Source organism: Gillisella vitis (assembly GCF_021559775.1).
Lineage (GTDB): Bacteria > Pseudomonadota > Alphaproteobacteria > Rhizobiales > Rhizobiaceae > Allorhizobium > Allorhizobium ampelinum.
Genome location: NZ_CP056048.1, coordinates 791,221 through 816,851 on the forward strand (window position 1 = coordinate 791,221; position 25,631 = coordinate 816,851).

The 25,631-nt window shown below is 57.7% G+C and carries 22 protein-coding genes; 10 read left to right on the forward strand and 12 right to left on the reverse strand.

Annotated elements, in window-relative coordinates; all coding sequences use genetic code 11:
• The first annotated feature begins 6 nt into the window (after positions 1-6).
• Genes AVCG78_RS20530 through AVCG78_RS20540 form a run of 3 tightly spaced genes read left to right on the forward strand, consistent with a single transcriptional unit; the run spans position 7 to position 3,165 of the window.
• Positions 7-1,125, forward strand: coding sequence for an ABC transporter ATP-binding protein (locus tag AVCG78_RS20530; RefSeq protein WP_071203160.1), 1,119 nt, complete (start codon positions 7-9; stop codon positions 1,123-1,125).
• Positions 1,122-2,111 carry a carbohydrate ABC transporter permease gene (locus AVCG78_RS20535; protein WP_071203163.1) on the forward strand — a complete coding sequence of 330 codons (990 nt, stop codon included), beginning with the start codon at positions 1,122-1,124 and terminating at the stop codon, positions 2,109-2,111. Before AVCG78_RS20530 ends, AVCG78_RS20535 begins: the two co-directional genes overlap by 4 nt.
• A gap of 1 nt (position 2,112) precedes the next feature.
• Positions 2,113-3,165: a carbohydrate ABC transporter permease gene (locus AVCG78_RS20540; protein WP_156582614.1), complete on the forward strand. Its 1,053-nt coding sequence runs from the start codon at positions 2,113-2,115 to the stop codon at positions 3,163-3,165.
• A 13-nt stretch (positions 3,166-3,178) separates the two neighbouring features.
• Here AVCG78_RS20540 and AVCG78_RS20545 read toward each other — a convergent pair whose 3' ends face one another.
• The 6 genes from AVCG78_RS20545 to AVCG78_RS20570 all read right to left on the reverse strand — a co-directional run bounded on the left by AVCG78_RS20545 (position 3,179) and on the right by AVCG78_RS20570 (position 10,324).
• Positions 3,179-4,219, reverse strand: coding sequence for a LacI family DNA-binding transcriptional regulator (locus AVCG78_RS20545; protein ID WP_071203167.1), 1,041 nt, complete (start codon positions 4,217-4,219; stop codon positions 3,179-3,181).
• A gap of 58 nt (positions 4,220-4,277) precedes the next feature.
• On the reverse strand, positions 4,278-5,414 hold the full coding sequence (locus tag AVCG78_RS20550) for a DUF3734 domain-containing protein (RefSeq protein ID WP_012654079.1): 1,137 nt from the start codon (positions 5,412-5,414) through the stop codon (positions 4,278-4,280).
• Between the two features lie 157 nt (positions 5,415-5,571).
• Positions 5,572-6,600, reverse strand: coding sequence for an alcohol dehydrogenase AdhP (adhP, locus tag AVCG78_RS20555; protein WP_012654080.1), 1,029 nt, complete (start codon positions 6,598-6,600; stop codon positions 5,572-5,574).
• Positions 6,601-6,741: 141 nt separating this feature from the next.
• Positions 6,742-7,629, reverse strand: coding sequence for a dienelactone hydrolase family protein (locus AVCG78_RS20560; protein WP_071584402.1), 888 nt, complete (start codon positions 7,627-7,629; stop codon positions 6,742-6,744).
• A gap of 116 nt (positions 7,630-7,745) precedes the next feature.
• Positions 7,746-9,236, reverse strand: a complete 1,491-nt coding sequence (gene guaB / locus AVCG78_RS20565) for an IMP dehydrogenase (protein ID WP_041698961.1) — start codon at positions 9,234-9,236, stop codon at positions 7,746-7,748.
• A 185-nt stretch (positions 9,237-9,421) separates the two neighbouring features.
• A complete protein-coding gene (locus AVCG78_RS20570) occupies positions 9,422-10,324 on the reverse strand; it encodes a hydrogen peroxide-inducible genes activator (protein WP_071207353.1) in 903 nt (300 codons plus the stop codon).
• Between the two features lie 498 nt (positions 10,325-10,822).
• On the opposite strand from AVCG78_RS20570, the gene AVCG78_RS20575 reads away from it, so the two are divergent.
• The gene (locus AVCG78_RS20575) at positions 10,823-11,455 is read left to right on the forward strand and encodes a TetR family transcriptional regulator (protein ID WP_174089741.1); all 633 of its coding nucleotides are present in this window, start codon (positions 10,823-10,825) and stop codon (positions 11,453-11,455) included.
• A 52-nt stretch (positions 11,456-11,507) separates the two neighbouring features.
• On the opposite strand, the gene AVCG78_RS20580 is transcribed toward AVCG78_RS20575, so the two are convergent.
• Positions 11,508-12,461 (reverse strand): LysR substrate-binding domain-containing protein, encoded by a 954-nt coding sequence (locus tag AVCG78_RS20580; protein WP_041698964.1) that lies wholly within the window; start codon positions 12,459-12,461, stop codon positions 11,508-11,510.
• Between the two features lie 226 nt (positions 12,462-12,687).
• Here AVCG78_RS20580 and AVCG78_RS20585 point away from each other — a divergent pair, with 226 nt between their 5' ends.
• The gene (locus AVCG78_RS20585) at positions 12,688-12,987 is read left to right on the forward strand and encodes a DUF1127 domain-containing protein (RefSeq protein WP_012654086.1); all 300 of its coding nucleotides are present in this window, start codon (positions 12,688-12,690) and stop codon (positions 12,985-12,987) included.
• A gap of 121 nt (positions 12,988-13,108) precedes the next feature.
• On the opposite strand, the gene AVCG78_RS20590 is transcribed toward AVCG78_RS20585, so the two are convergent.
• The 5 genes from AVCG78_RS20590 to AVCG78_RS20610 all read right to left on the reverse strand — a co-directional run bounded on the left by AVCG78_RS20590 (position 13,109) and on the right by AVCG78_RS20610 (position 18,928).
• Complete coding sequence (locus AVCG78_RS20590) at positions 13,109-14,008, reverse strand: DUF937 domain-containing protein (protein WP_071207355.1); 900 nt, start codon at positions 14,006-14,008, stop codon at positions 13,109-13,111.
• Positions 14,009-14,280: 272 nt separating this feature from the next.
• The gene (locus tag AVCG78_RS20595) at positions 14,281-15,654 is read right to left on the reverse strand and encodes a glutamate--cysteine ligase (protein WP_071207356.1); all 1,374 of its coding nucleotides are present in this window, start codon (positions 15,652-15,654) and stop codon (positions 14,281-14,283) included.
• A gap of 178 nt (positions 15,655-15,832) precedes the next feature.
• A complete protein-coding gene (locus tag AVCG78_RS20600; protein WP_071584399.1) occupies positions 15,833-16,570 on the reverse strand; it encodes a 16S rRNA (uracil(1498)-N(3))-methyltransferase in 738 nt (245 codons plus the stop codon).
• 19 nt (positions 16,571-16,589) lie between these two features.
• The gene (locus AVCG78_RS20605) at positions 16,590-18,092 is read right to left on the reverse strand and encodes an inorganic phosphate transporter (RefSeq protein WP_012654090.1); all 1,503 of its coding nucleotides are present in this window, start codon (positions 18,090-18,092) and stop codon (positions 16,590-16,592) included.
• Positions 18,093-18,439: 347 nt separating this feature from the next.
• A complete protein-coding gene (locus tag AVCG78_RS20610; protein WP_012654091.1) occupies positions 18,440-18,928 on the reverse strand; it encodes an NUDIX hydrolase in 489 nt (162 codons plus the stop codon).
• A 457-nt stretch (positions 18,929-19,385) separates the two neighbouring features.
• Between AVCG78_RS20610 and AVCG78_RS20615 the strand changes: the two genes are divergently transcribed.
• The 5 genes from AVCG78_RS20615 (at position 19,386) to glcF (ending at position 25,595) form a co-directional block, all read left to right on the forward strand.
• Entirely contained in the window at positions 19,386-20,792 is a 1,407-nt protein-coding gene (locus AVCG78_RS20615) for a DUF6880 family protein (RefSeq protein ID WP_012654092.1), read from the forward strand.
• Positions 20,793-20,942: 150 nt separating this feature from the next.
• Positions 20,943-22,376: an FAD-linked oxidase C-terminal domain-containing protein gene (locus AVCG78_RS20620; protein ID WP_071207359.1), complete on the forward strand. Its 1,434-nt coding sequence runs from the start codon at positions 20,943-20,945 to the stop codon at positions 22,374-22,376.
• Positions 22,373-23,575 carry an FAD-binding protein gene (locus AVCG78_RS20625; protein ID WP_174089742.1) on the forward strand — a complete coding sequence of 401 codons (1,203 nt, stop codon included), beginning with the start codon at positions 22,373-22,375 and terminating at the stop codon, positions 23,573-23,575. Before AVCG78_RS20620 ends, AVCG78_RS20625 begins: the two co-directional genes overlap by 4 nt.
• A gap of 55 nt (positions 23,576-23,630) precedes the next feature.
• The gene (locus tag AVCG78_RS20630) at positions 23,631-24,281 is read left to right on the forward strand and encodes a hypothetical protein (protein WP_139191597.1); all 651 of its coding nucleotides are present in this window, start codon (positions 23,631-23,633) and stop codon (positions 24,279-24,281) included.
• Positions 24,282-25,595 (forward strand): glycolate oxidase subunit GlcF, encoded by a 1,314-nt coding sequence (gene glcF / locus AVCG78_RS20635; protein ID WP_071207364.1) that lies wholly within the window; start codon positions 24,282-24,284, stop codon positions 25,593-25,595. It begins immediately after the preceding gene.
• The last annotated feature ends 36 nt before the right edge of the window (positions 25,596-25,631 follow it).

Genomic DNA, 25,631 nt, shown 5'->3' on the forward strand with positions numbered 1-25,631 from the left:
GATGATATGGGAGCGTTGCAACTCAAGGATCTCAACAAGTCCTACGGCGCGGTGAAGGTGCTGCATGACATAGACCTGACCATCGAAGACGGCGAATTCGTCGTCTTCGTCGGCCCGTCGGGCTGCGGAAAATCCACCCTGCTGCGGATCATCGCCGGATTAGAGGATGTGACGACAGGTGCGATCAACATTGATGGCCGCGACGTTTCTCAGCTATCGCCCGCCGAGCGCAAGATCGCCATGGTGTTTCAGTCCTATGCGCTTTATCCGCATATGAGCGTGCGCAAGAACCTGGCCTTCGGGCTGGAAAACCTGAAATTCAAGCGCGCCGAAATCGAGGCGCGGATCGCCGAAGCGGCGAGGATGCTGGCCATCGAGCCTTATCTGGACCGCAAGCCGCGCCAGCTCTCGGGCGGTCAGCGCCAGCGCGTGGCGATTGGCCGGGCGATTGTGCGCGAACCCGAAATCTTCCTGTTTGATGAGCCGCTCTCCAATCTGGATGCGGCCCTGCGGGTCCAGACACGGGCGGAAATTACCCGGCTGCATCGCGATATCAAGACGACGATGATCTACGTGACCCACGATCAGGTGGAAGCCATGACCATGGCCGACAAGATCGTCGTGTTGAAGGGTGGCCGGGTCGAGCAGGTGGGAACGCCGCTCGATCTGTTTAACAATCCTTGCAACCTGTTTGTGGCAGGCTTCCTCGGTTCGCCCCGGATGAACATGCTGAAAGGCCGGATCGTCGGCTTTCAGAAGGGCGAGGTGCTGATCGATGTCGGCTATCCACAGCATCTTACCGCTTCTGTCGATGAGGCGGCGGCAAAGCCGGGCCAGGAGGTCATGGTCGGTATTCGCCCCGCGCATTTCCAGCGGGTCGAGACAGGTGGCCTGCCGTTCGTCGTCGGCTATTGCGAGAGCCTTGGGACTGAGACCTATCTTTATGGCCGGATGGAAGGGCAGGAGGAACAGGTCATCCTGCATCAGCCCGGCCATTTCGTTGCCCCGGAGGATAGCCGCTTGGTGGTCGCGCCCTTGGCTGGCACAGTGCATGTGTTCGATCCGGCTTCCGGCCTGGCGCTGACCCGACGCCGCCAACAGGTCAGCGGAGGCCTTGCCGCATGAGCCAGCTTGCCGATATCGCTGACCGCGCTCTCAACCGCGTCATGCAGGTGGTGGAAGCGCCACTGAACGGGCTGGAACGGCTGTTTGGCCGCAAGCGCATGCCCTATTTTTTCCTGGCACCCAATCTGGTGCTGTTCGGCATTTTCACCTTTTTGCCAATTGCCATTTCCATCGGCTATGCCTTTACCGGTGGCACCAATCTGTTCGTTTCCGAGCGCCCCTATGTCGGGCTCGACAATTTCCGCCAATTGCTGACCTGCGGCGATTATTTGCAGCCGGGGAGCTGCACGGAATCGCTGTTCTGGACGGCGATCTGGAACACGCTGTGGTTTGTTGGCTTCAACGTTTTGGCGACCTTGCTGGTCTCGCTGATCACGGCGCTGATCCTCAACCGCGCCATGGTGGCGCGTGGGTTTTTCCGGGCGATGTTTTTTTATCCGGTGCTGCTGTCATCTGTCGTGATCGGCCTGATCTGGAAATGGTTCCTGGACCGCAACGGCTTGCTCAATGCCTTCCTGCAAATGCTCGGCGTGCCGCCGGAAATCTTTCTGCTGGAGGTCGGTTGGTCACGGTTTTTCGTTGTCGTGGTCTCCGTCTGGTTCCATATGGGCTTCTACACGCTGATCCTGCTGGCCGGATTGCAAGCCATTCCCAAAGATCTCTATGAGGCGGCGGCTATTGATGCTGCTACGCCGCGCCGGGTGCTGTTTCGCATCACCCTGCCGCTGCTCGCGCCCAACCTGTTGGTGGTGTTGATTTTGTTGATGATCCGTTCCGTGCAGATTTTCGATGAGGCCTGGGTGCTGACAAATGGCGGCGGACCGGGGACGGCCAACAGTTTCATCGTGCAATATATCTACCAGATGGCGTTTGGCTCCGATCTTCGGCTGTTTGGTCTCGCCTCGGCGGCGGCAACCCTGATGGGCTGCGTGCTGCTGGTGCTGACCCTGTTGCAACTTGGCCTCTCCAAGAAAATGGAGCAGTGATATGAGCCTCAATCCCGTAACGTTCCTGACCCGCACCCGCCGCCAAGGTCGCATTGGCGTGACCGATGTGCTGGCCTGGCTCTGGCTGATCCTCGGCACACTGGCGGTGCTGGTGCCGGTGGTCTGGGCGGGTCTGTCCTCAATGAAACCGGCCGCCGAAATCACCCGCTTTCCGCCAACCCTCCTGCCGCGAGACGCGGTGGAGGTGACGGTCAAGGGCTATGACAAGCCGCTCAGCCTCTGGCAGGTCAGCCTCGACGGTACAAACCGGCAGATGGCCATGGTTCGGCGCATCGGCCTGAAGGCGCAGATGGTCGATCCCGAAAACCCGCAGACCCCGGTCAGCGTCGATACCCGCACGATCACGCCGGTCCAGAGCCTGACGATTGCCACCGAAAACTACACCGACCCGTTGACCCGGTTTGCCTTCCTGACCTTTCTTAAGAACTCAGTCTTCGTCACCGTTGTGGCGACGGCTCTCACGCTGATCGTTAATGCCTTGGCGGCCTTTGCCCTGTCGAAATACCGATTTCGAGGCGATAAGGCGGTGTTCGTGCTGATTATCTCAACCTTGATGATCCCGCTCACTGTGGTGATGGTGCCTGCCTATCTGGTCATTGTCGGGGTTGGGTTGGTGGATAATCTCTGGGGCGTCATCATCCCAACCATTGCTTCGCCGACCGGGGTGTTTCTGCTGCGGCAATATATGCTGACCATTCCCGACGAGTTGATCGAAGCGGCACGGGTGGATGCGGCTAGCGAATTCAGGATTTTCTGGCGGATTGTCCTGCCGTTGACAGCGCCTGCGCTGGCGGTGCTGGCGATTTTCTCGGTACTCTGGCGTTGGAACGACTTTCTCTGGCCGCTGATCGTCCTCAGCAGCCGTGAGAATTTCACCCTACAGGTCGGGCTCAACGCTTTTCAGGGCGAGTTTTCGGTGCAGTGGAATTACATCCTCGCCATGACCTTCCTCAGCCTGATGCCGGTGACGCTGGTCTTCCTGTTCCTGCAAAAATACATCACGACAGGCATTGCCGGGACTGGCATGAAATAAAAGTCCGTGAATGTTAACAGCGCGGCGGTGCGATGCTGCCGCGCAGCACCAGACGGCATCCCAATTCCAGCCGATGGGCGGGCCGGAGCGGATCGATGGATACCAGCCGCTGCTCGATCAGGCTGAGAGCCGCAGCCCCAAGCCGAGCGCTGGGCAGTTGAATGGTTGAGAGCGGCGGAGTGCTGAATTCGCCCGGCAGGATGTCATCGCAGCCCAGCACGGAGATGTCTTCAGGAACTTTGATGCCTACCTTGGTCAAGGTTTTTAGACAGCCAAGCGCCAGATTATCGGCGGCGCAAAAAATCGCGGTGGCCTGTTTCAATGATGGGTCACGGGTCAACAATTCGCGCAACACTCTTTCGCCCTCGGCTGGCTCATAGCTCTCAGCCTCAACCACCATATCGATGGGGGCTGGCAATCCGGCAGCCAGAAAGGCATCAACATAGCCATCATAGCGGCGGCGGATGGTGGTGCGGCCCGGCCATGTCACATGCAGAATGCGACGGTGGCCAATCGCCAGCAGATGCTCGATGGCCTGGCGTGCGCCGAACCGGTTGCCGGCAGTCACCGTATCGATGCGCATCGACGGATCTTCGCCATTGATGATCACGGACGGTATCGCCAATTGCGCCAGCGCGCGGATAAATTCCGGCCTGTCATCATTGATGATGACGATGCCATCGACTTTTTCGGCAACGGCAATCCGCTTTACCTCATTGGCGTCGATCCGGTTGCCCGGCGTGACGCAAGGGACGATGCGGATCGCCCGGCGCTCGCACTCCTCGCGCAGCCCATTCATCACCGTCCAACTGACCAGATTGAGATCGCTTTGCGGAGCGGCATCACCGGCAACGGCCAGAAGGATGCAACGCAGCGTGGCAATGGTCGCCTTGTTGCGCCGTTTTTCCAGATAGCCCAGCCGTTGGGCGGAGGCGATCACCCGGTCGCGCACCTCTGCGGTTAGCGGCGCTGTGCCGTTCAGCGCATGCGAGGCGGTGCTGATCGAGACGCCGGCGTCCAGCGCCACGTTTTTCAGGCTGATCTTTGCTGTCACGCTTTATCCTCAAAGATGCGTGGATATGAACGCAGCATAGTCCAGCAGAGCTGATAGGTCACGACCCGATACGACGACGTTCGCGGCTCAAATCGAAGATCTGGATACCATCCCTTGGGCGGCCACGATTGCGCCATTTCGGATGTTTCAGCGTGTAGGTGGCGTCGTCATAGCCTGCCTGCCAATGTTCGTTGATGGAGGCGCGCGAAAATTCATAGTCCATCGAATGGGTGGCGTGGGCGGCGCGCCGGTGAATGAGGTGGACGATGGTGACGTCATATTCCTGGCCGATGGAGCGCAGCAGCTTGGCATCCTCGTCATCACGAAATTCCGGCGGCAGCTTGTCCAGCAGGCGTTTGGCGGTGCGGCGGATCACCTGTTTGCGGGCGAATTCATCGGTATTCATGCGGGTTCGGCTGGAAAAACGGATCTCCTTGGTGCGGCTTTCCACCTCGAACTGGTCCTTTGGCATGTCGCCGCGCGCGCTGAACAGATCGACCTGGAAAATGTCCAGATCTCTCTGGCTTTCATTGGTTTCCAGCACATGCTGCAAGGGTGTGTTCGAGACCAATCCACCATCCCAATAAAAACGGCCATCAATTTCAACCGGTGGGAAACCGGGCGGCAGCGCGCCGGAAGCAGCAATATGGCGGGCGTCGAGCCTGGTGTGACGATTGTCGAAATAGGCGAAATTGCCGGAGAGAACGTCCACAGCGCCGAGGCTGAGACGTGTCGTGCCGTCATTCAGCAATTTGAAATCGATCAGATTGTTCAGCGTCTTGATCAGCGGTTCGGTGTCATAAACGCTGACGCGGTAATCGGGATTGAGCAACACTTGCTGCGGGGTGGGCAGACGCGGTGAAAAGAAACCGGGAATGCCAAACATCATGCCGGTCAGCGCCGAGAGATCGTTGGTGGTGCGCCGCGACGCGGTGTCTTGATCGCCAAGGTTGAAATTCAGCTGTGAAGACACCATGTCCCAGAAGGCGCGCAGGTTTTCCACCCGTTTTTCCCTGGGGCTGCCAGCAATCAGCGCCGAGTTGATCGATCCGATGGAAATACCGGCCAGCCAATCCGGATCGACATCATGGGCGTGAAGAGCCTCATAAGCACCGGCCTGATAAGCACCCAAAGCCCCCCCACCCTGAAATACAAAAATACGATCAGTGGCGGCATTGGTCTCGGACGACAGCATCGGCATTCACCATGGATTATTGCATTGCGGTGAAGATAGCCGTTTTTCCGCGCTATTCCAGTATCTTGCCGCCTCACTTATCGTTTATGGCGAAATAATTTGCTCTGCTCCATTCATGAGATCCGTGCGCCGGTAAGGCGCACGGATCTGGTTATGATCAGGCGGCCAGATCGAGTACGATCCGTCCATCGATCTTGCCTTCGCGCATGCGGTCAAAAATCGCATTGATATTTTCCAGCTTGTCCCAGGAGAAATGGGCGGCAACCTTGCCTTCACCGGCAAATTGCAGCGATTCCTCAAGATCCTGCCGGGTGCCGACAATCGAGCCACGTACGGTGATGCGCTTCAGCACGGTTTCGAATACCGGAAGCGAAATGAAGCCCGGCGGCAGACCGACCAGCGCCATCGTGCCCTTGGAGCGCAGGAAGCCATAGGCCTGTTCCATGGCTTTCGGGGAAACGGCTGTCACCAGCGCGCCGTGAACGCCGCCGGTGGCTTTCTGCACCTGCTCGATAGCGTCGGCTGCCCGGCCATTGACGACCACATCGGCCCCCAGCTTCTTGGCCAGTTCCAGCTTGTCATCGAAAATATCGGCGGCAACCACATGCATGCCCATGGCCTTGGCATATTGCACAGCCATATGGCCAAGCCCGCCAATGCCTGAAATCACCACCCATTCGCCGGGTCGCACTTCGGTTTCCTTCAGGCCCTTATAGACGGTGACACCGGCGCAGAGAATGGGCGCAGCGGCGCCGAATTCCAGGTTATCAGGCAGACGGCCAACATAATCGGGATCGGCAAGTCCGTATTGGGCAAAGGTGCCGTTAACCGAATAGCCGGTATTCTGCTGGCTGCCGCAAAGCGTTTCCCAGCCGGTGCGGCAGGGATTGCAGCAGCCGCAGGCGGTATGCAGCCACGGAACGCCAATCCGGTCGCCTTCCTTGATCCGGGTAACACCCGCGCCGAGCTTGGCGACAAAGCCAACGCCTTCGTGGCCGGGAATGAATGGTGGGTTGGGCTTGACCGGCCAGTCGCCGCTGATGGCGTGCAGGTCGGTATGGCAAACGCCGGTCGCCGCGTATTTGACCAAAATCTGGCCAGGACCGGGTTCGGGGATCGGCATTTCCTCAATGGTCAGCGGCTTGCCGAATTCGCGCGCAACAGCGGCTTTCATCATCGATGCCATGATTTCCTCCATAGAAATTGATGTTTTAAAATTCAACATCGTGTCCCGGCTCATGCTGAGACTATGGAGGACCCTAGTGTAGGGCGGGGCGATTGCTTTTGATTGATATCAATCCGCCCCGCTTTGTTATGGCAGGTATTCCTATGCCAGGTTCTTTTTCAGAAAGGCCACGGTGCGCGACCAGGCAAGCTCTGCGGCCTCCTTGTTATAGCGGGCCGCCGACGTGTCATTATTGAAGGCATGATTGACGCCGTCATAGACGAAGATCTCGGCTTGCTTACCATTGGCCTCAAGCGCTTTGCGATAGGCATCGATCCCGGCATTGATGCGCTCGTCAAGCCCAGCGTAATGCAGCATCAAGGGTGCATTGATGGCCGGCACCTGATCGGCGGGCGGCTGGGCACCGTAATAGGCGACACCCGCCCCAAGCAGCGGTGAGGCGATGGCCAACCGGTTGACCATGCCACCGCCCCAGCAAAAGCCGATGGCGCCAACCTTGCCGTTGACACCCTTCACGGCAGCGAGATAGGCGCGGCTGGCCTCCGCATTGTTCACCGTAGCGCCGAGGTCGAGCGTGGTGAACATGTCGCGGGCCTTGTCTTCGTCCTCCGGCGTGCCGCCCTGTGGCGACAGAAAATCCGGTGCCAGCGTAACGAAGCCTTCTAGCGCCAACCGGCGTGTCACATCCTGGATATGCGGATTGAGGCCACGGTTCTCGTGGATGACGATTACGCCGGGCAAGGCGGACTTGGCGTCTTTCGGGGTCACCAGATAGCCCTTCATCTCGCCGCTTGAGCCTGGATAAGTAACCATTGACGCGGTCAATCGTTCATCGTTTTCCGGCGTCAGCGCTGCATTGGCCTTGTTAGCGGCCAGCATCGGCATAATGGCTGCGGCAGCGGCACCCGAACCGGCAAGCTTCGTGAGTTTTTCCATGAAGCCCCGGCGGTCGAGGCTGAGATGGGTATATTCATCATAGGCGTTGATCATCGCCTGGGTGATCGCTGGGGTAACGGCTGGCTTTTCCATCGGTGTCCTCCACAAGGTTGTCCAGTCTAAAAGATAGAAAACCCGAACCGGCATCCAATGTTCATGGGAGGCCAATCCGGGTTTTCATCAACACTTATTCGTGACCGCGACGTCTTTTATGCAGCGCCCGGATAGTTGGGGCTTTCGCGGGTGATGGTGACACCGTGCGGATGGCTTTCGCGCAGGCCCGCGCCGGAAATCCGCACGAAGGTGGCCTTTTCCTGGAAATCCTTGATATCCTTGCCGCCGACATAGCCCATAGCGGCCTTGAGACCACCCGCCAGCTGGTGCAGCACGGCAGAGACCGGGCCCTTATAAGGCACCTGGCCTTCGATACCTTCCGGCACCAGCTTCAGCGTGTCGCGCACTTCCGCCTGGAAATAGCGGTCCGCCGAGCCGCGCGCCATGGCGCCGACCGATCCCATGCCGCGATAGGCCTTGAAGGAACGGCCCTGATAGAGAAACACTTCGCCGGGGCTTTCATCCGTACCGGCCAGCAGCGAACCGACCATGACGGCGGAGGCACCGGCAGCAATTGCCTTGGCCAGATCGCCGGAGAATTTCACCCCGCCATCGGCAATGACGGGAATATCCAGCTTATGAGCTGCTTCGACGGCTGCCATAATGGCGGCCAGTTGCGGCACGCCGACGCCTGCAACGATACGGGTGGTGCAGATCGAGCCGGGGCCGATGCCGACCTTGACGCCATCGGCGCCTGCATCGATCAGGGCGCGGGTACCGTCGCCGGTCGCAACATTGCCGGCAATGATCCGCACCGAGTTCGACATTTTCTTCACGGCGGTTACGGCATCCAGCACCCGCTGCGAATGGCCGTGAGCAGTATCGACGACGATCACGTCGACACCGGCCTCAATCAGCCGTTCGGCCCGTTCGCGTCCGTCATCGCCAGTGGAAATGGCGGCGGCGACCCGCAGGCGGCCCTGAAAATCCTTGGCGGCATGGGGGTTGAGCTGCGACTTTTCGATATCTTTGACGGTGATCAGGCCGACGCAGCGGCCTTCATTGTCCACCACCAGCAGCTTTTCGATCCGGTGGCTATGCAGAAGACGTTTGGCTTCCTGCTGCTCGACACCATCCTTGACGGTGATCAGGTTATCGCGGGTCATCAATTCATGGATCTTCTGGGAATGATCCGAGGCAAAGCGCACATCGCGATTGGTGAGAATGCCGACCAGGCGACCGGGACGGCCACCGTTTTCGACGACCGGAATGCCGGAAATACCGTGGGCCTTCATCAGGCCGAGTGCTTCGGCCAGCGTCGCATCCGGATGGATGGTGACAGGATTGATCACCATGCCGCTTTCGAATTTCTTGACCTGGCGAACCTCTTCGGCCTGTTCGGTTGGTGTCAAATTGCGGTGGATAACCCCAAGGCCGCCAGCCTGGGCCATGGCAATCGCCAGACGGCTCTCGGTGACCGTATCCATGGCGGAAGACAGGATGGGAAGCGAAAGATCGATATCCTTGGCGATCCGGGTGGAGATATTCGTCTGGCCCGGCATGACTTCCGAATGTCCGGGCTGGAGGAGAACATCGTCAAAGGTAAGCGCTTCTGCGCCGGTTGCCGAAATTACGATCCGTGCCATGCCAATATCCTTCATATGAATAGGCAGAGTCCTCCAGAAAAGCGATTTTCCTCTGGATTCCTTTGCATGTAATGCTTGGAGGTTGGCGAGGGCTGGTAACACGTTCATGACAGGAAGGGAATAGCAAAAGCATGGATTGTGGATGACATCAGTCATCCCTCTTTTTAACGATCCTGCCTCTGTTCCTAGGGTGTCGATTTTTCTCGCGCGCTGGCGGCAAGACCATCGGCGAGTGCTTCCATATCCGCTTGGCGGGCGCTGGATCGTCGCCAGATCAGGCCGATTTCGCGGTAGGGCGGCGGATCGGTAAAGGGAATGATGCGGATCTTGTTGCGGCTGGTTTCGGTCTCGATCGCCATTTCGGGGATCAGCGTCATGCCCATGTCATGGGACACCATCTGGAGCAGTGTCGCCATCGACGTTGCGCCGAAATTGACCATGCTGCGCCGGCTGGCAGTTTTGCAGACGGCCAGCGCCTGATCGCGCAGGCAATGGCCCTCTTCCAGCAGCAGCAACCGGTCGGTATCCACGTCTGCTTCCACCAGGGGTGACAGAAGCACGGCGTCGTCATTGCGGGCCACGGCCATGAAAAACCGATCGACCAGCAGGCTGCGGCAGACCAGAGCGTCCGCATCCACCGGCAGCGCCGCGACGACCGCATCCAGTTTGCCGTCATTCAAGTCGGACAGCAGTCGATCTGTGATCGCTTCTTTAAGCTCAATCTCGATCAGAGGATGATTTTGCCGCAGATAAGGCACCATGCGCGGCACCATATAGGGGGCGACGGTCGGAATGATGCCAATCCGCACTAGGCCTTCCAACATGCCGCCATTGTTTCGCGCCGCCTGTTCCAGCCGATCTATTCCCGCCAGCACTTCGCGCACATGGGTCAGGATTTCCAGTCCCTTGGTGGTCAGGATCGTGCTGGCGCGCGTACGCTCGATCAGCATCACACCCAGATGTTTTTCCATTTCCATGATCTGCGCTGACAGTGCCGGTTGGCTGACATGGACAAGATCGGCAGCCCGGCCGAAATGGAGTGTGGTGGCGAGGGCATCGAAATAGCGCATTTGACGTATGGTCAGCATGATAGGATTTCCAAATCGTATTTAAAAATAAATACGATTGGAAATTATCGGTCGTCAATGGAACACTGCAGTCATTGAGACGAAACACTGTTTTAAAATCAATTTTGACGAAGACGGCCTTCCAAAGGAGGAAGCCATGATGGATTTCACGGACAATAAAGACCACAGTCGGCATTCAGGTGCCGGAACCGATCATCGGGCGTCAACTGGCGTATTTCAAACTGGTACATCCAGACGATGAAGCGGGTATTCATACTGCCCTAATGCAGTTTCCGGCTTCGAAGCAGATATGATCCCAGCATCGCCGCTGAAGAGCCCTACACGTATCTGTTTCGAAAAGGGGCGTCAGAAGCCGTTTTGATACGGTTTCTGACCCCCTGTTTTGTATGGGTTTACTAATTTGCATTAATCAAAACTGAACACCCTTCCAATAGAGCCCTTACCTGTGGTCCACATGATGTGGAAATTATCCTGGGACAGGACGGAATGGTGACGGCGATGAAAATGCCGATTGAAAGCTCGCGAATCAATCCACGTAAGCAGCCAAAACAGAAGCGCAGTATCCAGCGTGTCGAAAATATTCTGAATTCGGCTGAGTTTCTTATTATCAAGCATGGGGTTTCCCAATTGCGCATGACGGATATTGCCGTAAATGCTGGCGTACCTGTGGGCTCCGTCTACCAATTCTTTCCGCAGAAAGCCGCTGTGCTTAAAGCCATCATGGATCTGCGCCTGACCAGCTTGGCCGAGGATATTACCATGCAGTTAACGGATGTGCGCGACGAAGCGGATGCGCGCGCCCGTTTGGTCGATCTGATCGAACGTGGTGCGCGCCTGCACCGTGACAATCCGCTGTGTCGCGAGTTCTGGATCGCAATGTCGACCGATCCCGATCTCGGCGCGATGCAATACAAGGCTCAGGAAGACATTGGCGCGTTGGCGATGAGATGGCTGGGGCCATTTGCCGGTGGCGGGGATGGACAGGGCAAACACAATCGTTTCCTGCTGGTTGCGGTGCTGAGTGGAGCGGTTTTCCGCGCCATTGCCGAGAAGCATGAGCGAGCCTGGGCGATGTTGGATGAGTGGAAAAAGGCCGCATGCGCCATGCTGTTTCAACCCGCTCAAAAGTAATTGTCTCGGATCCTGAGGCAATATGAACGGTTAATTTCAATGAAGCTTCGTATTACCAGCCGGGGATCATATGTCCCGCCCGCAGGCGCGGATAGTAACGGGAATAGGTTTTCGTTTCTCCGTCCATGTCGTCTTCGATGGCCGTCGGGTTGATATTGTCGAGGCAGGCGGCGATATGGTCGGTGATGGCGTTCATCAGCGAGGGTGACATGCCGGGTCGTTTCATGATGCCGATCTGCACGGGCGGCAGTGGCGGAAAGCCATCTAACTGGCCCAGCACTTTCATACCGGTTCGCAGCGCCGATTCCGGCAGAACAGAAACGGCCAAGCCAGCCAGCACTGCGGCGGCGACCACGGTCGATGACCAACTGGTGAACAGGATCTGATAGTCGCGCCCGTCGGCATCGAGCGCCGAACAGGCCAGCTGCCGCCAATTGCAATCGCGCCGTCCAACCGCAAGCGGTACAGGCGCATCATCGCGCAGGGGGTGGTTGGCCGAAGCCACCCAGCAAAGCGGCTCGGTGCGCATCACGTCGGATTGTCTGGTCGCCGGGTTATGGGTCACAAGCGCGATGTCTAACTCACCTCTGGCCATTTTTTCGGCCAGGTCGGAGGATGGTTCGCAAACGATGTAAAGCTCGACATTGGGATGGGTCTTGGCGAAACGGCCAATAATTTCCGGCATGTAGCGGTCGGCATAATCATCCGGCGTGCCGATCCGCAACGTACCTTCCAACCGGTTGTCGTCGAAAGCCGCAATCGCCTCGCTGTTCAGCCGGACGATCCGCCGGGCATAGTTCAGCAGTTTTTCGCCTTCCGCGGTCAGCCGGTTGCCACGCCCGTCCTTGATGAACAATTGCTTGCCGATCCGCTCTTCCAGGCGGCGCATCTGCATGGAAACGGCTGATTGGGTCTTGAAGACCCGCCCTGCCGCCTTGGTAAAACTGCCGGTATCGACGATGGCGATGAAGGTTTGCAACTGGTCTGTATCGAGAGGTGCGGACATGGCGGACATTCCATCAGTTGGATTGATGATTACCATTAGAAACATTCACTGGACTGATCAATAGAAATTCGGCAAATCTTAAACTGCAAAGTGTCAATCGACGCCACGAGTGACCAACTGATGTTCAGTTGTCGCGGTGTCCTCCAACCCCTTCACGGCGTCCCTCCGGCTCGGTTTTCCAAGCGCGGCCGCCCCTTCTCGTGCCGAATTCGAAAGGACTATTGTCATGCGCACGACCAGACAGATCACCGTAACGGCTTTTCCTCACGCAGAGGGCGCGGTCATCGCAGCCCTTCGCGCCATTGTCTTGACGGTGAATTCTGTGCTGCGCACGCTCACCAACCGCCGCGCGGCTCTTAAGCTCGCGGATCTCGACGACTACCTTCTGCATGATGTCGGTTTGACCCGCGCTGAGCTGGAGGCCGAATTGTCGAAGTCCGGGCCACTTGAAGATCCGTCGGCAAAGCTTGCAGGTCTCGCGCGCGCCAGGATCCGCAAACAGGTGAGCACGCTTTCTCTCGGCTGAACGATCCCGTTTCCACCCGCCATCCCCGCAGGGCGAAAAGCCAATCGACCCTGCTTTTGCCCGGCAACAGGTCACTGTTGCCGGGTCTTTTTTCTTGTGCCAACCAGTGTTGGAACTGCCGTCAGTGCTTGGAGTGAGTGGCGCCTTCGTCCGACTCAGTGCGCGCATCCTTGCCCGGCGCCGTCACATAGGTCTCGAAGATCTGTTCCACGCTTTTCTGATAGCTTTTCTGCACGTTCAGACCACTATCGAACATCGTGTTGACGATATCCATCATCGATTTTCTGGCCTCGGCTTCCGGGCTCGGCTTTGGTGGCTCTGCTTTCGCGGCTTGCCCCATCGAACCACTAACCATGTCCTGCCAGGCTTTGGTGAAGGGATTGTCCAGGAAAGGGTTCGTTTCGGTCTTGGGTGCTGCCTTGGCCGCGCTTATGCCCATCATTTGCTGCCAGGCGGCAATGAAGGGATTGTCGAAGGGACCGGGCGATGTCGGTTGAGCTTTCGGTGAAAATCCCGTTGCCTGAAGCCATTCCTGGATCATCCCAGCCATTGGGCCAGCCATCGGGTTGTTGGCGAAGGGGTTGCTGGCCTGCTGCATCTGTCCAAGGCTCTGCTTGAACAATCCGCCCATGATCGTATCGGCCATAGCCGGTAGCATGCGTTTCAGAATGTCCTGGCCGATGCCAGTGATCTGGGCCGCTTGGGCGGCGACAGCGCGCGACACCTCCTTGGAGCCGAACAATTGTTGCAGAACCTGATTGCCGTCGGCAATGCCCTGAGGCGTAAAGGCCTTGCCCATATCTTCGAAATACTGGGCATAATTGCCGGACGATAAGGCAGCAAACAGACTGGATAGATCATAGGGATTGGCGGCGGTGCGCTTGAACCCGGAGGAAAAGGCCGGCGTCAATGCGGCAAGCGCCTGCGCTACCTGTTCTTGGGCAAGCCCGAACTGCTTTGCCATGGCGTCCATGGCCGCGCCATTCTGTGCTCTTAACAGCATATCAAACAGTGGCAACATTTGCATTCGCTCCCCGGCACATAGCCTTTTTATACGGTATTCATGCGTTGGCGATAGTCCGCATGGTGAGCCGGTGGCTCCAAAACGCCATATGCTTGATCGCCCCGAGCCTTATGCTCCTGTTTTTCAGCATGGTTCATGACATTGCACCCGCCAATTCCCATCAGCTTGATTCAAGGAGAAAATCACACGAGAGCCACTATAGCGGGAAATATCCCGCTGCAAATCGTTTTTTTAAGCAAGCACAAGGGTTTGGGGGTGGGGTGCCGACCTCAATATTGATAGGCGGAAAATACAGGTTCTACCTGGCTATCCCACGGGCCATGATAGAGATCCAGCATGTCCTGTGCCAGGGAATGGCCTCGTTCCACGATACTGTCCAGCGGTTGCAGATAGATCGATTCGTCTTGGCCCTCCGCATTCAGCCGGGCGCGCGCCACAAGACCAGCCCTCGACAAGGCCAGCAAATCGCGGCTCACATCCAGAACGGAGCGGCCCTCTACGGTGGCATCGAAGCCGAGCGTTGGAACGGTATCACGAAGTGCTGTTACCATTGCCAAATCCCAACCAGACGTCAGATTGTCAGCCGCCGCAAGCGCGGTATCGTCATACAGCAGCCCGACCCAGAAAGCCGAAAGCGCCGTGATATGGCTTTGCGGGCCGCCATCGGCCAATCGCATTTCCAGGAATCGTTTCAGGCGGACATCGGGAAACAGCGTTCCCAGATGATTGGTCCAGTCTCCCATCGTCGGCTGCCAGGCGGCGATTTCGCCCTTCAAACCGCCCGCCATGAATTGGCGGAAAGTGATATGGGTACAGTCGTGATAACGGCCATCCCGCATGACAAAATACATCGGCACATCAAGCGCCCATTCGACATAATCAATAAAACCGAAATCCGGTTTGAACACGAAGGGCAGCAGGCCGGAGCGGCGATTGTCGGTATCGCGCCAAATGTCGCCGCGCCAGGACAGCAGGCCATTCGGCTTGCCTTCGGTAAAGGGCGAGGCGGCAAACAGCGCCATGGCGATGGCTTGCAGCCTGGTGGAAACCCGCATCTTGGTGCGCATGTCGGCTTCTGATGAAAAGTCGAGATTGACCTGGATCGTCGAGCTTCGATACATCATGTCCAGACCCTTCGAGCCGACCTTCGGCATGTAGCGGGTCATGATGTCGTAGCGGGATTTCGGCATGCGCGGCGTCTGCTCCAGGGTCCAGAGTGGGCTGCCGCCCATGCCCAGAAAGCGGATCCCCATCGGCTCGGCGACTTCCCGCAGGATTTCGAGATGCTGGAGGGTTTCGCCCGCCGTTTCATGCAGGGTCTCCAGGGCCGCACCTGATAGTTCGAACTGGCCGCCCGGCTCGATGGAAATTGCGCCCTGGCCACTGCCACCGGCTAGGCCAATGATGTTTGCGCCATCAATGATCGGTTCCCAGCCAAGCCGGGCCTGCATGCCCTTCAGCAGTGCCGAAATGCTGGCTTCGCCGAAATAGGGAACGGGAGAGAGATCGGCGGTGAAAAAACCGAATTTTTCATGCTCCGTGCCGATGCGAAATGTTTCTTTCGGCTTGCACCCCTCAGCCATATAGGCCGCCATGTCCTCAATCGAGGTCAGGGGAGTGTCATCGGTTGTATCGCGAGCCATGAAGCCGACCTTGTTCTGCTACAGGTTTTATTTTCGCATCGGGCCGAAAACCGGTTTCCACTTTTCGGTCCGATGCGTTACCGAGGGTTGATAGGGCTGAACCCGGCGGCTGCGCAAGCGAATTTTGCGATTTGAACGTTCAACAATATTGAACGAGATGTGCCGGGTTGTTTCAAGTTCATTTCCAATCGCCGATGCTTGCCTGAACCACGGCCAGAGCCGCAACGGCTGCGGTATCGGCGCGCAGAATGCGCGGCCCCAGCGGAATGGCGGTGACAAAGCCGAGACTGCGCAACAGACTGCGTTCCTCATCGGAAAATCCACCTTCTGGCCCAACCAGCAATGCCAGTTGCCGCTCTTTGATTGCCGCCAGCGTTGGCATGGGATTGTCGGTGGCGCTGTCCTCGTCACAGAAAATGATCCGATGGGTGGCAGGCCAGGTCTCCAGCAGGTCCTTGAGCTTGACCAGCGGGGCAACCTTTGGAACGGAAAGGATGCCGCATTGCTCGGCTGCCTCGATCACATTGGCCTGCAACCGCTCAATGCTGCCGATCCGGCCCTGAACATGCTGGGTCATCACTGGCTGGAGCGCACCGGCGCCCATCTCCACCGCCTTCTGCACAAGATAATCCATCCGCCCGACTTTCAGCGGCGCAAACAGAAATGTCAGTTCGCTCGGGCGAGGTTGCGGGCGGGTTTGGCTTTGCGGGATCAACGCGATGCGCTTGCGGGTCGGAAAGGCGAGGCTCGCCTTCCATTCACCATCGCGGCCGTTGAAGACCAGCACTTCTGCACCTTCGGTGAGGCGCAGGACATTGGCCAGATAGTTATATTGTTCCGGTGTCGTCGCCACCGGGTTTACGGCTTCCAGCCCGGCCTCGACATAGAGTCTCTGCATCTTGTAATTTGCCCGCATGCCTTATGACCGTCTCACGTTATCGAAAGAGCGCGAACATAACCCGGTAAATCAGCGCTGCAAGCCCTGCGGAGACCGGAAGCGTTACCAACCAGGCACCCATGATGGTGAGGATGTGAGAGCGACGGACCAGGCGACGCCGGTTCACCTCATCTGCATTGGACGGTTTGGGGGCTTTACGCTGCCATTCCGCCGACTTCATCAGCATGTACTCCAGCCGCCGTTTTGAATGGCGATTATACCATTCCCGGAAAAAGCCGAGGCCAAACACCGCGCCGATGGCGATATGGGTGGAGCTGACCGGCAGCCCCAGCTTGGAAGCGGTGATGACGGTGATGGCGGATGAAAGCGAGACGCAATAGGCCCGCATCGGGTTGAGTTTGGTGATCTTGGTGCCGACAAGGCGGATCAGCCTTGGGCCAAACAGCAGAAGTCCGGTTGAAATGCCGAGCGCGCCTATCGTGACCACCCAAAGCGGTGCGGTCATTCGCGTGTGCAGATCATTCGACATGACCGTATGAACAATCGCCGCCAGCGGGCCGATGGCGTTGGAAACGTCGTTGGCGCCATGCGCGAAGGACAGCAAAGCGGCGGCACCGATCAGCGGCATCCGAAACAGTTTGCGCAAGGATTGATTGCGATTTTCCAGCCCTACGGCCTGCTGGCTCACGATAGGCCGGGCTACAAGCCAGGCAATGGTGCCGATCACCAGGCCGAACAGAACGGCTCGATCCGAGATGATCGTAAAGCCCATGCCGGTGGTTTTCAGGCTGAGATAGCAACTGAAGCAACCGGCCATCAATCCAATCAGAATCGGCACCCATCGGCGCGCCTGGGCAATCTTGTCGGGGCGGTAAACGATCAGGTCGTAGATCAGAAACAGGATGGCGGCCGCGATCAATCCGCCCAACACCGGTGAAATCACCCATCCGAGTGTGATGGTGGCGATGGTCTGCCAATTGACGGCGGCGGTGCCCATGGCTGATGCGGCGGCCCCCATCACACTGCCGACGATGGAATGGGTCGTCGAGACCGGGGCATTGGCCCAGGTGGCGAGATTGATCCAGAGGGCTGCCGCCAACAGAGCAGCCATCATGATCCAGATAAAGGTTTGTGGATTGCCAACCAGGGATGGCGCCAGGATACCTGAGGAAATCGTATCGGTGACTTCGCTTCCGGCAATCATCGCCCCGGCAATTTCGAAAAACGCCGCCATCACCAGCGCGCCGGTCATCGTCATGGCCCGGGCGCCCACCGCTGCCCCGACATTGTTGGTCACGTCATTGGCGCCGATATTCAGCGCCATGTAGCCAGCAAGCGCTGCTGCGGCAATGATGATGGCGGAGCCTGTCCGGTCTGCTGCAAAGCCGAGCGCGAAAACCGCCGCAAAGATCAAAAAGATCAATGCCATGCCGTAAGGAGCCGCACCACGCGCCACGTGCTGGGCAGCGCGTTCGAGCAGGGTCAGCCGGTCGAGATCCTTGTCCAGCATTGGTCGGGCGTATTTTGGAATCTTGCTCATGCTTGGCTTGCGGGTTCTATCGTAGGAGTGGGCCACATGGGTAAAAACCGATGTCGCGCCCATGGGAGGGGGCCTTGGGAGAGGCCCGTGAGGAGGAAGGACTGATATGCGGCGCACTCTGGTTCGTTTGGCCGCACGGTGCTGTAGCGCATAATTGCCTGGGTCGGAATTGATTTAAAATGGATCAGAGAAAAAGTCGAACCCGGATTTCCTGATGGCGTATTCAATATCAGGCACTCGCCAGCAGCTCTCTCTTCTCTATCGACAATAGCGCGAAATGCTTATGGGACCCGATACAAAGAAAATAGCCTGTCATCATGACCGTAAGACGTCATTTTATCGGCAAATCAGCCCGCATTTGCGGCATTGCGCTGGCGCGACAGGGAAAGAAGATGAAAAAGCCGTTTTAATTGTGGCTCCTGCACCCGGCTAGCCGCAACGTCGCAGCTCACCCATTCCAATATGCGGGTGCCTTTTTCTGGATAATCGTCAACAAACTCGCGCACTTCCAGCAGGTAAACCTTCACCTCACACGGGATTTTCAGCCCGTCCGGCATGCCTTTCATGTAAAAATAAGAACCGAGACTGGTTTTGGCGATCTTTCCCTTGACGCCTGCTTCCTCGTAAGCCTCACGCTGGGCCACGAGATGCGACTTTTTCGAGCCCATTGGCCAGCCTTTAGGAATGACCCAGCGCCCGGTATCGCGGCTGGTAATCAACAAAACTTCCAGAAGACCCGTTTTGGTTTCGCGGTAGCAAAGCGCGGCAAATTGCTGCTTCGGCGGGCGCCGAAACATCAATTCCAAATCCGACACGATGCGTTTTAAAATAGCCAATGCGTAAATCCGTATTTTTGATTATCTTAATATAATTGATTCCCGCAAAGGTTGGTAGCGGTTTCGTTGAGCGAGAAAAACATTCGGCAGGTAAACCGAGTCTTCCATAATAGAACTCATGAATGCCTTCATGCAATTGTCATGAGGAACTGTCTGTCATGCGTCCATCGCATTGCGGCGTTCTTATTGTGGCACGTTCGAGCCGAGTGAACCCTTGTCCACCTGTCGAAAACCAAAGCGATTCGGTGATTACGCGTCAGTGTCGCGAATGATGACGATTCGCATGGCCGCGAAATTTTGTCTTTGACCGTCTTGTTTGTTGCGTGATGTCGGCCTTTTCTTCGATTACACCGAAAATAATTCCTAAATATGACCTTATTTGCCTTTTCGCCATGAGGCGCTTCTTTTGCGGTTCATCCTGGGTCCTTATGGTGCGCGCGTTTTGAGAGAGAAGACGATGGCAAAGAAAGCTGCTGCGAAATTCGATCGTGCCGGACTGGCTTCGCTTGGCGCGGAAAAATTGGCGGAGATCCTGCTGGATGAGGCCAGCGCCAATAAAGCCTTGAAACTGCGCCTGCAAGCAGCTCTTGCGGGGACAGCGGGGTCAACCAAAGTGCTGGCCCGGATCGACAAGCGTCTGGATCAGATTGAGCGCTCTGCTTCCGGCATTACCGCCAACCGTGCGCGCGAATTGTCGACCGAGCTGGGGGGTATGATGCGGACCATCGGCGGCGAGCTTGGCGATGATCCGGTTGCCGCAGCCGAGCGGATGGTGCGGATGATGTCAGTGATGCTGGGGATGACGCATCGCCTCTACGACCGCAGCGCCAAGCTGGAAAAACTGTCGGAAGACATTATTGCTGCTGCGGTTTCGATGATTGCGGCTTTGCCGGAAGCGGGGCAGACCATGTTGGTCCCGGCCCTGGAAAAGGTGCGGGCCGCTGACAAGCACCGCGAGCTGGGCGATGTCTTTTCACAAATGATGGCAGTGCTTGGCACAGCCGCCGCCGATACCTGGAAGCAATTGCTGGAAGCCGCGCTCAAGAACCACCGTGCGCCACAACACATCCTGCAACTTCTCCAGGATCTTGCCGTGAAGCGGCAGGATTTCGATGAGGTGATCCGGTTGGAAGAGGCGAAGCCGGAACTCTATCAGGATAGCCTTGTCCTGGCGCATCTGCTGTTTGACGCCCAGCGTTTCGAGCAGGCACTCGAGTGGGTGCGGCGAAAGCCAAAGGGCATGCGTGTCATCCGTATCGGCGGGATGACGGCAGCGGCTGGCCCGGACTATGGTGTGCAGGAGCGCAAGCTGCTGGAGGCCGATATTCTCGAACGCCTCAAACGGCGAGGGGATGCCCAGGCTTTACGCTGGCAGGAGTTCTGCGAGACATTCGAGCCAGACGTGCTGCGAACCTATATTGCCAAGCTGGACGATTTCGCCGAATTCGAGGAGATGGACAAGGCGCTGGATCTGGTGATGACCAGCAAGGATGCCTATAAATCCCTGTGGTTTCTGATCGGCTGGCCAAAGCTTGATCTCGCCGCGCGCCTGGTGATTGACCATGCCCAGGACTGGGACGGTCGCCAATATGAACTGCTGTCCACAGCAGCGGAGAAGCTCTCTGAGGAACAGCCGGAAGCGGCAACAGTGCTCTACCGGGTGCTGGCCAGTGACATTCTCAAGCGCAGTGCGTCACAAGCCTATCACCATGCCGCATCCTACATTACAGCGCTGGCCGATCTGGCACCGCGAATGTCGGCCACCAACGGCCAACACGATCATGTCAGGTTCATGCAGAGCCTGAGACTAAAGCACGCCAAGAAATATTCGTTCTGGATGCTGCTGCCCGAAGACCTTCGTTGACAAGGTTTTGAAAGGGCGGCTGGCAGTGGTGTGGGTTTCAGGGAAGCAAACGGCGGATGGAGAGGATGGCCATCTCCGCACGGTTTTCATTTGAGGAATTGGCCGACGCAGATAAGGTGCTGCATCTGAGCGGCGCTTCGGGAGGACTGGATGGCCGATACCATTGAATTTCTAAAGCCCGATGCTGGCATTCTTGATCGGCGTGACCGGATCGTCGCCGAACTGTCGGCAATCCTGCCTAGGGAAAGGCTGATCCATAAGCCAAGAGAGCTGGTGCCCTTCGAGACCGATGGGTTTCTGGCCTATCGCCGCCAGCCGCTCTGTGTCGCCCTGCCTGAAACCACGGCGCAGGTGGCGGCCGTGATGCAATACTGCCATCGCCATAAGCTGCCGGTCGTGCCACGCGGCGCGGGTACCTCGCTTTCCGGCGGCGCGATCCCCCAGGAGGATGCGGTGGTGATCGGCCTGTCGGCCATGACCCGAATTCTCGACATTGATTTCATGAACCGCACCGCCACCGTGCAGGCTGGCGTGACCAATCTGGCGATCTCGGAAGCAGTTGGGCCGCAGGGGTTTTTCTACGCGCCCGACCCCAGTTCGCAGTTGGCCTGTACGATTGGCGGTAATATCGGCATGAATTCCGGTGGCGCCCACTGTCTGAAATATGGCGTGACCACCAACAATCTTCTCGGCGTAAAAATGGTTCTGGTCGATGGTACGGTGATTGAACTGGGCGGCAAGGCGCTCGATAGCAGCGGTTACGATCTGCTTGGCCTGATATGCGGTTCGGAAGGGCAACTGGGCGTTGTCACCGAGGCAACCGTCCGGCTGCTGGCCAAGCCGGAAGGCGCGCGTCCGGTCCTGTTCGGCTTCGATAGCGCAGAGGCTGCTGGTACCTGCGTTGCCGATATCATTGGGGCTGGCATCGTGCCGGTGGCGATGGAATTCATGGATAAGCCCGCCATCGAAATTTGCGAGGCCTTCGCCCATGCCGGTTATCCCATGGATGTCGAGGCGCTGCTGATTATCGAGGTCGAGGGATCGGACGCCGAGATGGAGGCGATGCTGGCCGATATCTGCGAAATCGCTCGCCGCCATGGGGTGAAAACCATCCGCGAAAGCCAGTCGGCGACGGAAGCTGCGCTGATCTGGAAAGGCCGTAAATCCGCTTTCGGGGCAACGGGCCGGATCGCCGATTATATCTGCATGGATGGCACGGTGCCGCTCAGCCAATTGGCCTATGTTTTGAAAAAGACCTCGGAGATCATTGACCGTTACGGCCTGCGGGTTGCCAATGTCTTTCATGCCGGTGACGGCAATATGCATCCTCTGATCCTCTACAATATCAACGATCCCGAAGATGCCGCCAAGGCGGAGGCGGCAGGCAATGAAATCCTCAAGCTCTGCGTCGATGCCGGTGGCTGCCTGACCGGCGAGCATGGTGTCGGCATCGAAAAGCGTGACCTGATGCGGCATCAGTTTTCCAAGTCTGATCTTGCCCAGCAAATGGCAGTTCGTGCGGCTTTCGATCCCGATTGGCTGCTCAACCCCAGCAAGGTCTTTCCGCTGGAGGGCCGGGCGTGAGCACGTTTCTGGCACCGCAAACGGAAGATGAGGCTGCGGCAATCATCGCCGAGAGCGCTGCGACGGGCAGGACACTGGCCATCAAGGGTGGTGGTACACGCGCAGGCTTCGGCAATCGCCTTAAGACCGATGCGATACTGTCATCCAGCGGGCTTTCCGGGATTGTTGCCTATAATCCGGCAGAAATGGTGCTGACGGCGAAAGCCGGGACGCCGATGGCCGAGATCGAGGCGGCGGTGACTGAGAAAGGCCAGTCGCTGGCCTTTGAACCGCCGGATCATCGCGGTTTGATGGGGACGACAGGGGAGCCGACGATTGGCGGCGCCTTCAGCGTCAATGCTTCGGGGCCTCGGCGCTTTGTGGCAGGGGCGGCCCGCGACCACCTGTTGGGTGTCCGTTTCGTCAATGGCAAAGGCGAGGTGATCAAAGCAGGCGGACGGGTGATGAAGAATGTCACCGGGCTTGATCTGGCGAAACTTCTGGCCGGTTCTCATGGCACGCTTGGGTTTTTGACGGAAGTAACCTTCAAGGTCCTGCCGCGTCCGCGCCTGACGAAAACCGTTGTGGTGTCAGGTCTTGACGACGCGGCTGCCGCCCATGCCATGGCCGTCGCGCTTGCCATGCCGGTCGAAGTGACGGGTGCTGCCCATCTCCCGGAACTGGTTCGGCCCCGCCTGATCGGCGGAAATCTACCGGATGGGCCAGCCACGGTATTGCGGCTGGAAGGCCTGCCTGCCTCGGTGCGCGAGCGGACGGAAAAGCTGCTGGCGGTGATGGAAAGGCTGGGACCCGTCACGCTGTTGGATGAGCCGCAAAGCCCTGTTCTTTGGCGTGAAATCCGTGATGTGGGCCCCTTTACGGCCATGTTGGCCAAGCCGGTCTGGAAAGTCTCCGTCGCACCGACAGCAGGCCATCAGCTGGTCGCTGGCCTGCGCCTGCATGCGGCTATCGATGCCTTTTACGACTGGCAGGGCGGCCTGGTCTGGATGCAGATGGAGGCGGACCCGGAGGGCGAACTCATCCGGCAGGGAATCATGGCACTTGGCGGGGGACATGCCTCTCTTCTGCGGGCCGATGAGGCAGTCAGACGGGCCTCATCCTCATTCGATCCGTCGCAACCCGCTGTGGCTGCCTTGATGCAACAGGTTCGGGTTTCTCTCGATCCCAAAATGGTATTCAATCATAACGGGATTTTCTGAAAATTTACTACCTGCTGATATGCGCTTTTTTGCAACACTCATCAGGGGGATTGAAATGCTGAAAATCGATGATGCCATTGGTCTGATTATTGACGGAACGCACGAAGCCAATCGAAAATATCTGCGCATGTCGGGGGGCGCTACCGTTCATGAATATGGGATAGAGCCTTTGATTTCGGCGACGATTGCCGAAACGCTGTATAATTCAGGCGCCCAGAGAGGAGAGGAGTGCTTCGTTACTCTGGAAACGACGTGCTGGGAGCTGGTGAAGTGGTCACTGGGTGGCGAGGTGGAAGACAGTGTTTACAAGGATAGCGACGGGCAGAGGGCCGACGTCGTTTACTGGAATCGGCATAATTTGCCGGAAGGCGTGGTTGAGGTAAAACGGCATTTTTCCTTTTCAAACTGCGAAGATGATATCCGCAAAATCTCTTCGCTTTTGTCGCGTCTGGATACTCAGGAGGAAGGTACGTTGAAATGGGGCGCTGTTGCTTCCATGAGAGAAACGACCAATACTTCTACCAAGGACAAGAAAGCTGTGCTGAAAGACTTTCTCAGCAAATGTGAAGAGAAGTTCCCGGATTTTACGTTCAAAGGACGATGCGAAGAAGTTGAGGTCGAGGCAGATTCCGCTGTTAAGAAGCGGCGTCCGGAATTGACCGCCTTTCAGGCCTATGCAGTGCTCTTCAGGAGAAAGAAGGAATAGGTGCAGACCAATTTTTCCATAACCCAACTTGCCGATCCAAAAACCGCTGAAGCCGAGAGCATCCTGCGCCGTTGCGTGCATTGCGGCTTCTGCACCGCGACCTGTCCCACCTATGTCACGCTTGGCAATGAGTTGGACAGTCCGCGCGGGCGCATCTATCTGATCAAGGATATGCTGGAAAACGGGCGGGCGGCGGATGAGGAAATCGTCACGCATATCGACCGATGTCTGTCCTGTCTGGCCTGTACGACGACCTGTCCCTCCGGTGTCGATTATATGCATCTGGTCGACCATGCGCGCAACCATATCGAAAATACCTATAAGAGGCCGCTTGCCGACCGGTTGATCCGCAAGATGCTGGCGGCGGTGCTGCCTTATCCGGGGCGTATGCGGGTGGCGCTGGCCTTTGCCCGGCTCGGACGCCCCTTTGCGCCACTGATGGAGCGTGTTGCCGCCTTGAAGCCGATGGCGGCGATGTTGCGACTGGCACCTCAGGATGTGCCTTATCCATCGCCCATCTCACGCCCGGGTTTGCATTCGGCGCGGGGTAATCGCAAAGGCCGGGTGGCGCTTCTGACCGGCTGTGCTCAGTCGGTGCTTGATCCCGGTATAAATGACGCAACTGTTGCGCTTCTGACCCGGTTCGGCATCGAAGTCGTTGTTCCCAAGGGGGAGGGCTGCTGCGGGGCGCTTGTGCATCACATGGGGCGTGAGACGGATGCGCTTGCCGCAGCGAGGCGTAATATTGATGCCTGGATGGTGGAGATCGGGTCGGGTGAGATAAGCGGTCTGGATGCCATCGTTATCACCACATCCGGCTGTGGCACCACCATCAAGGATTACGGCCATATGTTGCGCCACGACCCGGTCTATAGCGCCAAGGCCGCACGGGTTTCTGCGTTGGCCAAGGACGTGAGCGAGTACCTCTCCAGTCTGGATCTGGCGCAGCAGGCGGATAAGGGCGTGACCGTTGCCTATCATTCCGCCTGTTCGCTGCAACACGGCCAGAAAGTAACGGCCTTACCGAAATTACTGCTGAAAACGGCGGGCTTTACGGTCCGGGATCCGGCGGAGGGGCATTTATGCTGCGGCTCGGCTGGAACCTATAATATTCTCCAGCCGGACATTTCGCAGCAATTGAAAGCCCGCAAACTGCGCAACATCCAGGCGGTCAATCCCGATGTCATTGCTGCCGGTAATATTGGCTGTATGACTCAGATCGGTTCGGGAACCGACATCCCTGTCGTCCACACTGTCGAATTGCTCAACTGGGCGTTTGGCGGAGAAAAACCCCAGAAATTAAAGGATTTATAATCGCAGTATGCAAGGATCGGTTTTTTAGCAACCCTG